We start from the raw sequence: 16,454 nt of genomic DNA, 5'->3' as shown, positions 1-16,454 counted from the left end.
TAAGTTTCATGGGTAATATTCTTTTATTTTTGTTTCTCTCGTAATAAAAAAGGAGTGGTGAATATGGATTACCAGACAGTCATTATCGGAGGCGGGCCGGTCGGATTTATGCTGGCTTCGGAACTTGCTTTGGCAGGCGTGAAAACATGTGTGATTGAGCGTCTTGAGCAGCCTGTCCCGCATTCCAAGGCGCTGACGCTTCATCCCCGCACACTTGAGCTTCTTGAGATGAGGGGCTTGCTGAATCGTTTTGCATCACAAGGGAAAAAAATATCTTCAGGGCATTTTTCTATGCTCGATAACCGGCTTGATTTTTCCGGTTTGGATACGAGCGCTAATTATACCCTGCTGCTCCCTCAGGCGATGACTGGACAGCTGCTGGAGGAATATGCGCGCGGTTTGGGCGTGGATATTTTTCGCGGAGCGGCAGCGCTGGCCGTTACTCAAAATGGGGAAATGGCTCAAACGATCGTGAGGGAGCATGATGGCAATGTGCGTACTCTGCGAAGTTTGTTTGTCGCCGGTGCTGACGGAGCGGGAAGCATTGTCCGAAAGCAGGCGGGAATTGAATTTATCGGAACGGACAGCACGGTGACGGCAGCGCTTGGAGATGTCAAGCTGCTTTCTCCACCGGCATCGGGCGTTCTTTCCCTTTGTACAAAACAGGGAGGAGCCATGATTGTTCCTCTTTCTCCGAAGCATTATCGGGTAGTGGTTGTCAGCCCTTATCGTGCTCAGACGCCGAAGGATGTACCTGTTACAGAAGAGGAATTGAAAGCAGACTTCATGCGTATTTGCGGAACTGATTTTGGCCTGACCGATTCTGTGTGGATGTCTCGATTCGGGAATGCCGCCCGCCAGGCAAAACAGTATCGGAACGGAAGGGTATTTCTTGCGGGGGATGCGGCTCACATCCATTTTCCTGCGGGAGGGCAAGGTTTGAATGTCGGCCTTCAGGATGCCATGAATCTGGGGTGGAAGCTGGCGGCGGACATCAACGGCTCTGCGCCGTCATGGCTGCTGGACAGTTATCATGCTGAACGGCATCCTGTTGCTGAAGATCTTCTGTCGAACACGGAAGTGCAGACACGCCTCTTAGATTTCACCCCGGCCGGCCTCCATTTGCGAAGCATGATGTCAAATATGCTGGCATTTCCTGAGGTCAATCGATACGTTGCGGGACAAATATCTGCCCTTGATGTACATTATAAGGCTGATCAAAAGATGCCGGCTCATGTCCTCAATGGAACGAGGCTGCCGAATGTAGAACTGGTCCTTCCTGACGGTAAATCCGAACAGCTTTACTATTTCCTGCGATCAGGGAAATATGTTCTGCTGTCGCTGCGGCAGGAAGCTGGTCATGAATCCCGGTCCGACGTGTTTCAGACCGTTTTCGCTTCCTTCGCTGAACCACGTGAACAATGGTGCGGCGTCCATACCGCATTGATACGGCCGGATGGCCACGTCGCTTGGGCGGTCGATGCATCCGGCCCCGATTATTCCGCTGTCATTCAAGCAGGTATCAACCGCTGGTGTACGGCTGGCTGCCGAGTGTAACGTGAATTCGATTGTTTCATCTGTAACAAAACGTTATAGTAAAAGAAACAAACGAATGAAAAGGATGGAAGAGACGTATGGATCAATTAAATCAAGAGCAAGCCAAACGCGCCATTTTTGAGTTATATACTGAGTTGATTCATCAGCAGGAGAAATGGGAAGGCATTATCAAAACATTCTTATCTGACGAGATGAAGAAGCTGGATCATGGAAGCAGCCATAAACCCCAATTGACAATGACGGAAATCCACGTTCTGTCTTGTATCGGGGAGCATGAGCCGATCAATGTCACCTCTATTGCAGATAAAATGAATACCACAAAAGCCACGGTATCCCGCATCAGCTCAAAACTGCTCAAAGCGGATTTTCTTCGCAGGACACAGCTCAGTGATAATAAGAAGGAAGTATATTTCCGGCTGACACCGGTCGGAAAGAAGCTGCACGGCCTGCATCAATACTATCATCAAAAAATTGAACAGCGTTTCATCTCATTTTTTGACCGATATACAGATGAAGAGATTTTGTTTGCGGAAAGGCTTTTTCGGGATCTGGTGACAAATTGGTATCCTGCGTCGGATACGATTGATCATGTAATCCAAGATCTTTAAATCAGAAAAAAACACGCAGCCACTGTGCGTGTTTTTTTTGCCGTTATGATCAGCTCACGTTATAGGAGCTTTCCGTTTCCTTTTTTCCATCATGAAGGTGGTGCAGCAGCCGATAGAACGGCGGAAGCATGGCGATGACGAGGATCACCCGAATCACCTGAACCGCCACAACAAAGGTGGAATCTGCGTGCAGGGTGACGGAAGTTGTTGCCATCTCAGCTATTCCGCCTGGCGCAAAAGCAAGAACGGACGTGATCAAAGAGATTCCAGTCAGCTTGGAAACAATAGCGGCGCTTAACAGCATGGCTGCGATTAAACCGATTGACGAAACCAAGGCGACGAAAAGGATACGCGTCACACCTGCAAACATACTTCTGTACATTTTAGAGCCGATTGTTGCGCCGAGAAAGATTTGTGACACATGGTTTGCCTGCGAAGGCCACCACGCGAGCATGTCATGTCCTGTCACAGAGGCCCCGCCGATTTGGAGGGCCGCAACGCCGAGCATGCTGCCGAGCAGCCACGGAGCGGGGATTTTCAGCCATTTAGCCGCTTTACACGCGCTCCACGCGATGAGTGCCAAACATCCGGTCCATAACATCGGCCCTAGGCCTAATTCCGCTGTTGCGCTTGAAATCGTGTGCTGGGCATCAACCGCTGCGCTGCCTTGTTTTGCATATAAAAAGATCACAAGAAAAGGAATGGACAAGACGACGAGAAGCACCCGCATCATTTGCACAAGACTTACGATGGCGGTGTTTGCGCCGACTTCCTGAGCGATGCTGGGCATAGCGGAAAGTCCGCCGGGCGCCGTGCCTACAAAACTTGTCATCATATCCGTTTTACTGAAACGCCAAAGCACATAACCGGACAGCATGGCGAGAAGTATGGACAATATCAGCATAATTCCTACTGAAAGCCAGTGGTCTTTTAAAACTGAGAGGACAGACAAGTTTAGTTTTTGTCCTAACTCTATCCCGAGGATCATTTGTCCGAGAGCGAGCCAGCGTTTGTTAATGCCTTTTTGGTCGGGTGCCATCATCAGCCATGACGGGCGGAGCATGGCGAGGCAGCAGCTGACAAGCAGCGTGCCGATCATCCATCCGATTGACATCCCGGTTAACGAAAGAATAAACCCCCCTGCTGCACTGATGGCGATAAACCAAATATCTGTAAGGAGATTTTTGTCTTTCTTCAATGAAAACCCTTCTTCCTAATGACTTACATCTGTTTTATTAAGTTAGTGAATTTAATATTACTATAGTATATTTTTTAAGATAAATAAAATATGAATTTATTTCTGAGAGCCATTCATTTTTCTTATGAACGGACAAGCCCAGAGAATAGATTGCTGAGCATAACGGAGTAACGCAGGGGATTCTTCGAGAAAATGCAGAGGATGGTTAAGCCGCCATTTTGCGGCATTCGGCAGCACAGGCAATGCAGGCTTTCGCACACGCTTGGCAATGGTCATGATCATGCTTTTGGCATTCTGTGCCGCAAGCTTCACACACGTCGGCGCAGAGGGCGCAACTTTGCTTCATAAACGCTTGTCCGTTTGCATCGCCTTTACAGCCAACGCGCACATGTCGGCCTCATTCTCTGTCCAGCCGGATACAGCCGCTTAAGTCTTGATGGGCGTGCTCTTTTAGGCAGCGGCTGAAACAGGTGTTGCAGGCTTTGATACAGCCACGCACGCCTCAAGGCAAGGTTCTGCATTTGGTGTCATCATTCATACCTCCAAAAACATTGTATTTCCCGGAACATAAAAATGAGAACAAACTTATGTATATATACCCATTATGGGTATATAGACTAAAGGGTTACCATGTAATACAAAAACCAGACGGCATGGTTTTGTTCATCCCGTGCAGCGCGGGTAAAAATGACTTTTGCCTTTAGGTTTGTGGTTTCCTCCGCGGTGCGTAAATAAAAATCAACGGTTTTCTGTTCATCCTTAAAGGCTGCGTCAAGCCCTCTCGCGAATGAATCGGGACAATCTTCCGTTTGTTTAGGCATGATTTGTTTTCCGGTAATGGATGAATACAATGAGGAGAAGGAACGGAGATGGCGAAGTTCATCTTGTCTGATTTCCTCAATTTGTTTTCTTACTTCTTCCCGGTGCGCTACTTGGGAGAGTTTGCGATAACATTGAACCGCACTGTATTCTCCGTTAATGGCCTTTTCCAAATTCTTAATTAAAACGGGATCTTCACTAAGCTGCTGCGGATATGGATAATAGCCGTAATGCAAGGGATTCACCTCTGCTCTTAGAGTTGGGCTGTCATTAAAGTATATGACCGCTTTAGTGATATGTGCTGATTGTTTTATGTGAAGCGGGTGCGGTTTTCCCGGAATTGGACATGAAAAGGCCGTTTTTACCAATAGATCAGATTGGTCATTTTCGTCAACATTCGATAAAATATAGAAAGATTACAAGAGAGGGGACTTCTAATTTGGGAGCAGAGTTTTTAGTAGGCAGATCCGGGAGTGGAAAAACGAAGCTGATCATAGACAGCATTCAAGATGAGCTGCGCCGGAATCCATTCGGGAAACCGATCATTTTTCTAGTCCCGGATCAAATGACGTTTTTAATGGAATATGAGCTTGCTAAAACGCCTGGTATAGGCGGAATGATACGCGCTCAAGTGTTCAGCTTTTCACGTTTGGCCTGGCGCGTCCTGCAGCATACGGGCGGAATGAACCGGCCGTTTGTCACCAGCACGGGAATCCAAATGCTTTTGAGAAAGCTCATTGAAGAGCATAAACAGGAGTTTAAAGTCTATCAAAAAGCGAGTGACAAAAGCGGGTTTACCGAACAGGTAGAACGGATGCTGACGGAATTTAAACGGTACTGCCTTGAGCCTGAAGATATCCGCCGCATGATTGAAAGCGGAACTGCCACAGACTATCGCGGCGAGCGGGTGTTAACCGATAAGCTGCATGATTTGTATATTTTATATCAGCAGATGGAAAAGAGCCTTGAAAACCAGTATCTTCATTCAGAGGATTATTTAACGCTGCTGGCGGAACAGATCCCGTATGCGGAAGATTTGAAAGGGGCGCATGTCTATGTAGACGGCTTTTATCAGTTTACTCCGCAGGAATTCAGAGTGCTTACGCAGCTTATGGCACAGGCTGAGCATGTGACGTTTTCACTGACGGCGGACAAGCCGTCCCATGTGCAGGCGCCTGATGAGCTGGATCTGTTCAGAATGACAGGCAAAACATATTATCAGCTCCATCAAGCAGCTTCGGAGCTTCATTTGGATATCACAAACAGAGAACTGACCGAGACGAAACGATATCAGCAAACACCGGAGCTTGCCCATCTAGAAGCAATGTATGACGCGCGCCCGGCTGTTCCGTTTTTGGAAAAGCAAGAAGCCTTCACCGTGATGCAGGCTGCGAACAGGCGGACAGAGCTGGAAGGAATTGCCCGTGAAATTCATGCTCTTGTAAGAGATAAGGGATTACGCTACAAGGATATGGCAATTCTCGCCCGCCAGCCGGAAGATTATAAGGATATGGTCAAAGAAGTATTTGCAGATTATGAAATTCCTTACTTTATAGATGGAAAGGCATCCATGCTGAACCATCCGCTTGTTGAGTTTATCCGTTCAAGCCTTGACGTCATAAAGGGAAATTGGAGATATGAAGCGATATTTCGCTGTGTGAAAACCGAACTGTTATTCCCGCTTGACCGTCCGAAGAACATCATAAGGGAGCAGGTCGATCAACTGGAAAACTATTGTATCGCTTATGGAATTAAAGGCGACCGATGGACGAGAGGCGACCGTTTTGTTTACAGGCGGTTTGTTTCACTGGATGATGATTTTGCCCAGACAGATCAAGAGATTGAAATGGAAAACATGCTGAATGACACAAGAGACTGGATTGTTCCGCCGCTTTTCCGTCTTCAAAAACGGATGAAACAAGCAAAGACGGTCCGAGACATGGCGGAGGCTCTTTATCTTTATTTAGAAGAAACGGATATTCCGTTAAAGCTGGACCAAGAAAGACAGCGCGCGGAAGAGGACGGGAGAATTATTGAAGCGCAGCAGCATAATCAGGCTTGGGACGCTGTCATACAGCTTCTCGAGGAATTTGTGGAAATGATGGGTGAAGACGAAATTTCTCTGTCTCTTTTTCAGCAAATGATGGAGACGGGTGCGGAATCGTTAAAGTTCGCTCTGATTCCGCCTGCACTCGATCAAGTCTTTGTCGGCAATATGGATTTATCGAGAATGTACGGAACACGCTGCACCTTTGTTATCGGTGCGAACGACGGCGTACTTCCGGCGCGGCCTGAGGATGACGGGGTGCTGTCTGATGACGACCGGGAATGGTTGAAAACCATTGGAGTCGAGCTGTCATCCGGCGGGCGCGAACGTCTGCTTGATGAGCACTTTCTCATATATATGGCGCTTTCCAGTCCGTCTGACCGCCTGTATGTATCCTACCCGATCGCAGACGCCGAAGGTAAAACGCTTTTGCCGTCAACTGTGGTCAAACGGCTTACAGAACTGTTTCCGGAGCATCAGGAAAGGCTTTTGACCAATGAACCGGAACAGGTCAGCGACTGCGAACAGCTCTTGTATCTCGTCAATAAAAGCGTGGCGCAATCATATACGGCAAGCCAATTCAGGTTGTGGTTAAGGGAGTATGACATCAGTGATGTATGGTGGAGCGCGTATAATGTATTGATGAATGAACCGGACAGGCTGAACTCGAAAAAACTTTTCTCCAGCCTGTTTTTCAGAAATGAAGTCAAACCGCTTGAACGCGCTGTATCGAGACAGTTGTACGGCGAGCATATTCAGGGAAGTGTGTCCAGAATGGAGACGTTTAACGCTTGTCCGTTCTCCCATTTTGCGTCCCACGGCTTACATCTGAAAGAACGGCAATTTTTCAAGCTGGAAGCGCCGGATATCGGACAGCTGTTCCATTCCAGTCTGAAGCTGATTTCAGACCGGCTTCGTGAACAAAAGCTGGATTGGCGCGATTTAACAAAAGACCAATGTAATAAGTTCTCTTACGAGGCGGTGGAGCGGCTCGCGCCGAAGCTCCAAAAAGAAATTCTGCTTAGCTCAAACAGGCATTATTATGTCAAGGAAAAGCTGCAAAGAATTGTGGCGCGCGTGTCCGGCATTTTAAGCGAGCATGCGAAGGCGAGCGGGTTTGCTCCGGTTGGGCTTGAGCTTGGTTTTGGCGGAAAAGGCCCGCTGCCGCCTCTTACATTCACATTAAAAAACGGCTGCACGATGGAGCTTGTCGGACGCATTGACCGCGTGGATAAAGCGGAAAGTTCAAAAGGGCTGCTGCTGAGAATAGTGGATTATAAATCCAGCGACAAGGGTCTTGATTTGTCAGAGGTATATTACGGCCTTGCCCTGCAAATGCTCACGTACCTTGATTTATCCATTACGTATTCGGCAGATTGGCTCGGCATGAAGGCTACACCGGCCGGCGTTCTTTATTTTCATATTCACGACCCGATGATTCAAGCCAGCGTTCCGCTCGGGCTTGATGAAATAGAGCAGGAAATTTTTAAGAAATTTAAGATGAAAGGCCTGCTGCTCGGCGATCAGGAAGCGATTCGATTGATGGATACGACGCTCCAAGAGGGAAGGTCAAATATCATTAATGCCGGGCTTAAAAAAGACGGTTCATTAAGGTCTGATTCAGCGGCGGTCGGAGAAGAGGAATTTCATCTGCTGACACAGCACGTGCGGCGGACCTTTCAGGAGGCCGGCGAACAAATCACCGACGGGTGTGTGTCGATTGAGCCGTATAAGCTGAAAGATAAAACACCCTGCACATACTGCTCATTCAAATCAGTATGCCAGTTCGATGAATCATTGGAAGAAAACGAATATCGCACGCTGAAAGCGGAAAAGGATCATACCATATTAGATTGGCTGAAAAAGGAGGGAGATGGCGATGCAAATTCCTAAACCGGCAGACAGCACCTGGACAGATGACCAGTGGAACGCCATTGTCTCATCCGGACAGGATATTCTTGTTGCAGCGGCCGCTGGATCGGGAAAAACCGCTGTGCTTGTTGAGAGAATGATCCGCAAAATTACCGCGGAGGAAAATCCGATAGATGTGGACCGTCTTTTGGTCGTGACATTTACGAACGCATCTGCGGCTGAAATGAAGCACCGGATCGCGGAGGCTTTGGAAAAAGAGCTCGTGAAACGTCCCGGCTCTCTCCATATCAGGCGGCAGCTGTCTCTGTTGAACCGGGCCAGCATTTCAACCCTTCATTCGTTCTGCTTGCAGGTGCTCAGAAAATATTATTATCTCATTGATCTTGATCCGGGCTTTCGAATTGCCGATCAGACTGAAGGCGAGCTGCTCGGGGACGAGGTCCTTGATGAACTGTTTGAAAACGAATACGCGAAGGGTGAAAAAGCGTTTTTCGAACTGGTGGACCGGTATACGACAGACCGGCACGACTTAGACCTTCAGCACCTCGTGAAACGGGTGTATGAGTTTTCCCGTTCCCATCCCGATCCAAAAACGTGGCTGGAAGGTTTCGTTCATCTTTACGATGCCACAGAAAAAAGCACGATTGAAGAACTGCCGTTTTATCCATATATGAAAGAAGACATTGCGATGGTGCTGAGCGCTGTGAAAGAAAAGCTTCAGCGGGCGCTTGAGCTGACAAAAGTGCCGGGCGGCCCTGCGCCGCGCGCTGATAATTTTCTGGATGATCTTGCACAGACAGAGGATCTGATCGCACATTCGGCGGATTTCACTGAATTATACAAGCGGGTTCCCGCAGTCTCCTTTAAGCGTGCCAAAGCGGTCAAAGGAGATGAATTTGACCAGGCGCTCACAGAAGAAGCGACGGACTTACGGAACGGCGCGAAAAAACTGCTGGAAAAACTAAAAACGGACTATTTCACAAGAAGCCCCGAGCAGCATCTGAAGAGCCTGTCGGATATGAAGCCTGTGATTGAAACACTCGTCCAGCTTGTCATCAGCTACGGAAAACGGTTTGAAGCCGCCAAACAAGAGAAATCAATTATTGATTTCTCTGACTTGGAGCATTACTGCTTGTCTATCCTGACAGCCGTGAATGAGTCGGGGGAGCGCAAGCCGAGTGAGGCGGCGGCTTACTATCAAGAGCAGTTCCAAGAGGTGCTGGTTGACGAATATCAAGATACGAATCTTGTGCAGGAAGCCATACTGCAGCTTGTCACAAGCGGGCCTGAAGCTTCAGGAAACTTGTTTATGGTAGGGGACGTCAAACAATCCATCTACCGATTCAGGCTTGCCGAACCGCTTCTTTTCCTTTCTAAATATAAACGCTTTACCGAAACGGGAGAGGGGACAGGCCGGAAAATTGATTTGAACAAAAACTTTCGAAGCCGGGCGGATATTTTAGACAGCACGAACTTTCTGTTTAAGCAGCTCATGGGCGGCAAGGTCGGCGAGGTTGATTATGATGAGCAGGCGGAATTGAAGCTAGGAGCCTCTTACCCTCCGAATGACCAGACTGAAACGGAGCTGTTGCTGATTGACAGAGCGGAGGAAAAAGAGGCGAGTGAAGAAACAGAAGAGCTCGAAACCGTTCAGCTTGAAGCAAAAGCGATTGCAAAGCAGATTCGAAAGCTCGTATCCTCTCCTTACAAAGTCTATGATGGAAAATCGAAAACACACAGCAATATCCGCTACCGCGATATCGTGATTTTACTGCGTTCCATGCCGTGGGCGCCGCAAATCATGGAAGAACTGAAAGCTCAAGGCATACCCGTCTATGCCAATTTGACATCAGGCTATTTTGAAGCGGTCGAGGTGTCTGTTGCGATTTCCGCTTTAAAAGTGATTGATAATCCGTACCAAGATATTCCTCTCGCTTCCGTGCTGCGCTCGCCGATTGTCGGCGCGGATGAAAATGAGCTTTCACTGATTCGGATGCATAATAAAAAAGCGCCTTTCTATGAAGCGATGAAGGACTATCTTTCAGGCGGAGACCGAAATGACGAGCTGTATCAAAAGCTGAACACGTTTTTTGAGCTTTTGCAAAAATGGCGCTCTTTTTCGAAAAACCATTCAGTTTCCGAGCTGATATGGGAAGTTTATCGTGACAGCAAATATATGGACTATGTCGGCGGTATGCCGGGCGGAAAACAGCGGCAGGCCAATTTGCGCGTTCTCTATGACCGGGCTCGCCAGTATGAATCGACGGCATTTCGCGGTTTATTTCGTTTCTTGCGGTTTATAGAACGTATGCAGGAACGGGGCGATGACCTCGGGACAGCGAGAGCGCTCAGCGAGCAGGAGGACGTGGTCCGCCTGATGACGATTCACAGCAGCAAGGGGCTTGAATTCCCTGTCGTATTCGCTGCGGGACTTGGACGGAATTTTAATATGATGGATTTGAATAAATCATATCTGCTGGACAAAGAGCTTGGTTTCGGCACAAAGTTTATTCACCCCGAATGGCGCATCAGCTATCCGACACTTCCGCTCATCGCCATGAAGAAAAAAATGCGCCGGGAGCTGCTGTCAGAAGAGCTGCGTGTGCTATATGTGGCTTTAACAAGAGCGAAGGAAAAGCTGTTTCTTGTCGGTTCATGCAAGAATCGTGAGAAGCAGCTGGCGAAATGGCAGGCTTCAGCGTCTCAGCCAGACTGGCTTCTCCCGGATTTTGAGCGGTATCAGGCGAAAACGTATTTGGATTTCATCGGTCCCGCATTGATTCGTCACAGAGACATGGGGGCAGATGCTTTACAAGGGCTTGCGAGTCAAGCTGACATATCAGAACACCCCGCCCGGTTTAACATCCAAATGGTCAGCGCCCAAGATTTATTGGATGATGATCTGGAAGAAAGACAAGAGGAAAAGAGCGGCCGTCTTGACGCCATCCGCCGCGGTGAGCCTGTGTCCGGTTCGTTTGAATTCGAAGAACAAGCGCGGCAACGCCTGTCATGGCGATACCCTTTTCACGACGTGACAAAAATTCGCACGAAGCAGTCTGTTTCCGAGATCAAGAGAAAAAAAGAATACGAGGACGAATACAGCGGCCGTTCTCTCATCAGACCGGCTGACGGAAATATGTTGTACAGGCGCCCTGCGTTTATGATGAAAAAAGGGCTGACTGCGGCTGAAAAAGGAACGGCGATGCATACCGTTATGCAGCATATCCCGCTGACACATGCGCCGTCAAAAGAGGAAGCGGAACGTATTGTCAAACGTCTTTATGAAAAAGAGCTGCTCACCGAAGACCAGCAAGCCGTTATTGACCTAGAGGAAATCGTGCAATTTTTCCATACTGAAATCGGCGAAAAGCTGATCGGCGCAAAATGGATTAACCGCGAAGTGCCGTTTAGCATGGCGCTTTCAGCACAAGATGCGTTTCTGGACACTGAATCTAAAGATGAACCTATATTGGTGCAAGGAATTATTGACTGTCTGTATGAGACCGATGAAGGGCTTTTCTTGCTGGATTACAAAACGGACCGAATCGAAGGGAAATTCCAGCACGGATTTGAGGGGGCGGCTCCTATTCTTAAAAAACGATACGAAACTCAAATCGAGCTATACACAAAAGCTGTAGAACAAATAACGAAAACCAATGTGAAGGGACGTGCACTCTACTTCTTCGACGGAGGACACGTTTTGAACGTATAACGAGATCCATTGGCTCCCTGTTTCGAATGGGAGCGGATCTCTTTTTCTATAAAAAGAGAGGTGAGGCATTTTGCGGATTTTACATACGGCTGATTGGCATTTGGGAAAAACACTTGAAGGAAGAAGCCGCCTGAATGAGCAGGCGGAATTTTTAGAAGAGCTGAACAGGATCGTAAAAGAAGAAAAAATTGACGCGGTGGTCATGGCGGGTGACGCGTTTGACACGGTAAATCCGCCGGCCCTTGCCGAGCAGCTGTTTTATGAAAGTCTTTCCGCTCTTTCAGACCGCGGAAAACGCCCGGTTGTTGTGATTGCCGGAAACCATGATAATCCAGACCGTTTGTCAGCCGCTTCACCGCTGACGACAGAGCACGGCATCCATTTGATCGGCTATCCGAAGACAGAGCCGGTTCATATCGAAGTGCCGTCAGCGGATGAGCTTTTAGCTGTTGCGGCACTTGCTTATCCGTCTGAAGCGAGATTAAACGAAGTTCTGTCTGATACCTTTGAGGAAAAACTTCTCCGTGACCATTATGACATCAAAATCAGACAGGCGTTTGAACATATGAGCAGGCAATGCCAAAAAGGCGCTGTCAAAATAGCGGCAAGCCATCTGTACGTTGCCGGCGGAAATCAGACGGATTCTGAACGGCCGATTGAAGTGGGCGGAGCTTATACGGTTGCGGCTGAAAGCCTTCCGGCAGACGCGGCTTATGTGGCGCTCGGGCATCTTCACCGTCCGCAGACGATTAAGCGGGCAAAGACGCTGGCGCGTTATTCAGGATCACCCCTTGCATACAGCTTTTCTGAAGCGGGCTACGCCAAATCGGTGACTGTCGTGGAGGCAGGTCCGGCCGGGAAAGCTTCTTGGAAAGAGATTTTCTTATCAAGCGGCAAACCACTTGTGAAGTGGAAAGCGGCAAACGGGCTGAGCGAGGTCTATAGCTGGCTGGAAGAAGGGCGTGATACTAACGCTTGGATTGATCTTGAAATACGAGTGACTGATCAGCTATCACTGGAGGAAATCCACCGTTTGCGAAAATCACATCCCGGATTTATTCATATCCGTCCGATTTTCGAAGAGAAAGACACGGCAGCCGAGCCAATTGAAATTGAACATGCATCTATTGAAGACCGGTTTAAGAAATTTTATGAAAAACAGACAGGCGGCGCTGTGCCGGATGAGGAAATGGTGAAGCTGTTTTTAGAGCTTGCATCAGGAGCGGATGATGAGGAGGAAGCAAGATGAAGCCGATCGCATTAACGATAAAAGGGCTCCACAGCTTTAGAGAGGAGCAGACCATTGATTTTGACGGTCTTTCAGGCGCCGGGGTTTTCGGCATTTTCGGACCGACGGGAAGCGGAAAATCCTCGATTCTCGATGCGATGACACTTGCTCTTTACGGGAAGGTCGAGCGGGCGGCGAATAATACGCACGGCATTTTAAACCACGCGGAAGACCAGCTTTCCGTCTCCTTTACCTTCGCGCTCCAATCAAACCATCAAACCTCGTACAAAGTAGAGCGTGTCTTCAAAAGAACAGATGAGACAAAGGTGAAAACAGCTCTCTGCCGTTTTATCGAGATAAAGGATGAACAAACCGTACTCGCCGACAAAGCGAATGAAGTAAATAAAAAGGTCGAGGAACTTCTTGGATTGACAATTGACGATTTCACCCGGGCGGTCGTTCTGCCGCAAGGAAAGTTTGCGGAATTCCTTTCTCTAAAAGGCGCAGAACGCCGGCATATGCTTCAGCGCTTATTCAACCTTGAGCAGTACGGTGACAGGCTCGTAAAAAAACTGAGACGCCAGGTGCAGGAAGTGAATTCAAAAAAAAATGAAATGCTTGCCGAGCAGTCTGGGCTTGGAGAAGCCGGGGCTGAAGCGCTTGAGCAAGCTGAACAGGCGCTTTCTGAGGCCGAAGAGCGCCTTGAAAGTATGAGGAAGAAAAGAGAGCAAGAAAAAGAGCGGTATACAGAGCATCAGGATATCTGGAATCTCCAAAAGGAAAAAGGAGTTTATGAGGAGGAACAAAAGCGTCTTCAAGAGGAACAGCCGCGTGTGGACGCTATGCGCACCCGGCTTTCAGAAGGGGAAACCGCCGCCGCCTTAAAGCCTTATGCGGAAGGATATATAGAAGCCATCCGGCACGAAAAAGACACCGCCCGTGAAAAAGAGCTCGCGAATGAGGAATTCACGAAGAGCAGCAGCTCATTTGACCAAAAGAATAAAGAGTACGAAGACTGGCGCCGACACAAAAGCGAAAAAGAACCCGAACTTGTCAAGCGGCAGGAGCAGCTCACACGGCTTCAAAAAATCGAAATCAAACTGACAGAGGCGAAGCAGGAGGCAGAACGAACAAAAGCGGAGCTTAAGAAAAAGGAAGAATCCTGCCAAGCCGCCGTCAAGGAAGCAGAAACGGTAAAAGACCGGCTCGCACGCGGACAAAACAGACAGGCTGAACTAAAAGAACAGCTGAAAGCCGTGCAGGTGACTGCCCAAGAACGAAAGAACTGCCAGAAAGCGGCCGAACTTGTCTTACACATGAAGCAGACAGAGGGCCTGATCGAAAAAGAAAACGCGCGAAATCACGCGCTAACTCGTACCTTGCATGACATGAATTCAGAAAAAGAGAAGCTCGCGCAAAAAGCCAAAACAGAGGAAGAAAATATCATTCAAGCCTATCAGATGGTACAGGCTGTATATGATATGGTGTGCGAGACAGAACGGTCACTGGCTCGAACGGCCGAACGCGCGAGACAGACGCAAAAAATGCTTCACACCCAGCGTGAGGAAGCGCGGACGGCAGCGTTAACGAAAGAATTATCGGAAAAGCTTATCAACGGAAAGCCTTGCCCTGTTTGCGGTTCAACTCAGCATGACCCGGCCGCATCGGCACATGAAACCTATATGCCTGCTGCAAATATTGAGGAAAGCATCGTTCAGACAGAAGCTCTAATAACAGACGCATCGGTCCTTGCGCAGGATATTCTTTCTGCGAAAATTACACTTGAGGAGCAATCGGCGCGTTTCATCGAGGAATGCCCGTTTTTACAGACGGTTCAAAACCAAACCCTTGAGCCTGCTGCTTCTCATGAAGACAGCCCGCTTACAGAAGCATTCCATGCCGTTAACATAGAATGGAAACAAATAAAACAGGATATATTGTCTGTCAAGACGCAGATCACCCGAATGATCGGCGCATATCAAGAGGCGTCAAGACAGGCGGAACAGCTCAATGAGCGAATCAGCTACGAGGAAAAAGAGGCCGCCCGCATCAGCCAGGCGTTAGATGAACTCCAAACCTCTTTGCACAACCAGCAAAAAATGTTCTCGGAAACATGCAAAGACCTGCATCCGGATCAAGTGGAAACTTGGCAGCAGGCCATCGAGGAAAAAGATCGCGCTGCCGAGGAATGTGAGAACAGAATTGAGCGAAGCATCGCGTTTTTAAAGGAGCATGAATCGGAAAAAGAGAGACTTCAGGATCTTATCCATCGACTCGAACGGGAGCGGCTGGAGCTTCACTATGAGACCGAACGCATCAGCGGCGCCATTCTAGAGTACCAAAAAGAGCTGGGCGAGCATGTGAAAGAACAATCGGTGCAAACGAATCTCCGAGCCGTCGAACAGGAATTACAGCTTTTAAAAGAGAAAGAACATATTCTTTATGAAAGCTTGAAAAATGCTCAGATGACGCTCAATCAGGCTAAAGGGCGGGCAAACGGAAGCGAGCTCTCACACCAAGAAGCGAAAGAAAGGCTGTCCAAAGCGGAGACCGTATGGCTGACATACGCCAAAGATACCTCTTTCGATCAGCCGGAACAAATAGAACGAAGCTTGATTCCGTCAGACGAGCTTGAGAACATGAAATATGAAATTGACCAATATATGGATAAAACGAAACAAAACGCAGCAAACTTAAAGCGTGTCACCGATAAACTGGACGGAAGACGTGTCACCGAAAACGAATGGAATGACACTGTCACAGCGCTTAAAGAAGCCGAGGATATGTTTGGCGCCGCCATGGAAGAAAGGGGCGCGGCCGGCAAAGCTCTTGCTGTGATGCGTGATCATCACAAACGCTTTAAAGAAATTGAAGCCGAATTGAAAAAATGGCAGACATACATTGACAGGCTGGATAAGCTGCAATCTGTATTTAAGGGAAATACGTTTGTCGAATTTTTAGCGGAGGAACAGCTCGAAAGCGTCGCAAGAGACGCATCCGCGCGGCTTGGCGTCCTGACGCGGCAGCGGTATGCAATAGAAGTTGATTCAGAAGGCGGTTTTGTGATGCGTGACGATGCAAACGGAGGGGTCAAGCGCCCCGTTTCGAGCTTGTCGGGAGGGGAAACCTTTCTTACCTCGCTTTCACTCGCACTTGCGCTGTCTGCACAAATCCAGCTTCGAGGAGAGTATCCGCTGCAATTTTTCTTCCTTGATGAAGGATTTGGCACACTGGACCAAGACTTGCTGGATACGGTCGTTACCGCTTTGGAGAAGCTTCAGTCGGACAACCTGTCAGTCGGCGTGATCAGCCATGTGCAGGAACTACGTTCGCGGCTTCCGAAAAAACTCATCGTTCATCCTGCTGAACCGAGCGGAAGGGGAACACAGGTGACGCTTGAATTGATGTAAAAG

General features: G+C 48.5%; 8 protein-coding genes and 1 pseudogene. 6 read left to right on the top strand and 3 right to left on the bottom strand.

The window, feature by feature from the left end; genetic code table 11:
• Positions 1-63: 63 nt before the first annotated feature.
• Positions 64-1,557, top strand: coding sequence for a monooxygenase (locus GXP75_RS04285; RefSeq protein ID WP_277990656.1), 1,494 nt, complete (start codon positions 64-66; stop codon positions 1,555-1,557).
• 77 nt (positions 1,558-1,634) lie between these two features.
• On the top strand, positions 1,635-2,165 hold the full coding sequence (locus tag GXP75_RS04280) for a MarR family transcriptional regulator (RefSeq protein WP_214918063.1): 531 nt from the start codon (positions 1,635-1,637) through the stop codon (positions 2,163-2,165).
• Between the two features lie 49 nt (positions 2,166-2,214).
• On the opposite strand, the gene GXP75_RS04275 is transcribed toward GXP75_RS04280, so the two are convergent.
• From GXP75_RS04275 to GXP75_RS04265, 3 genes and pseudogenes are all read right to left on the bottom strand, one after another.
• A complete protein-coding gene (locus tag GXP75_RS04275) occupies positions 2,215-3,363 on the bottom strand; it encodes an AbrB family transcriptional regulator (protein WP_242556195.1) in 1,149 nt (382 codons plus the stop codon).
• 205 nt (positions 3,364-3,568) lie between these two features.
• A pseudogene (locus GXP75_RS04270) lies at positions 3,569-3,862 on the bottom strand (four-helix bundle copper-binding protein).
• A 118-nt stretch (positions 3,863-3,980) separates the two neighbouring features.
• Positions 3,981-4,418 (bottom strand): ferritin family protein, encoded by a 438-nt coding sequence (locus tag GXP75_RS04265; protein ID WP_242556283.1) that lies wholly within the window; start codon positions 4,416-4,418, stop codon positions 3,981-3,983.
• 203 nt (positions 4,419-4,621) lie between these two features.
• On the opposite strand from GXP75_RS04265, the gene addB reads away from it, so the two are divergent.
• From addB to sbcC, 4 genes are all read left to right on the top strand, one after another.
• On the top strand, positions 4,622-8,122 hold the full coding sequence (gene addB / locus GXP75_RS04260; RefSeq protein WP_242556194.1) for a helicase-exonuclease AddAB subunit AddB: 3,501 nt from the start codon (positions 4,622-4,624) through the stop codon (positions 8,120-8,122).
• Positions 8,109-11,813, top strand: coding sequence for a helicase-exonuclease AddAB subunit AddA (gene addA, locus GXP75_RS04255; RefSeq protein WP_242556193.1), 3,705 nt, complete (start codon positions 8,109-8,111; stop codon positions 11,811-11,813). Before addB ends, addA begins: the two co-directional genes overlap by 14 nt.
• A 70-nt stretch (positions 11,814-11,883) precedes the next feature.
• Positions 11,884-13,062, top strand: coding sequence for an exonuclease subunit SbcD (gene sbcD / locus GXP75_RS04250; RefSeq protein WP_010788168.1), 1,179 nt, complete (start codon positions 11,884-11,886; stop codon positions 13,060-13,062).
• The gene (gene sbcC / locus GXP75_RS04245; protein ID WP_242556192.1) at positions 13,059-16,451 is read left to right on the top strand and encodes an exonuclease subunit SbcC; all 3,393 of its coding nucleotides are present in this window, start codon (positions 13,059-13,061) and stop codon (positions 16,449-16,451) included. Before sbcD ends, sbcC begins: the two co-directional genes overlap by 4 nt.
• Positions 16,452-16,454 lie beyond the last annotated feature (3 nt).

This window comes from Bacillus sp. HU-1818 (genome assembly GCF_022695965.1).
Taxonomy (GTDB): Bacteria; Bacillota; Bacilli; order Bacillales; family Bacillaceae; genus Bacillus; species Bacillus atrophaeus.
The sequence above is the reverse complement of the archived record's forward strand: the minus strand, read 5'-3'. Positions and strand labels throughout refer to the sequence as shown.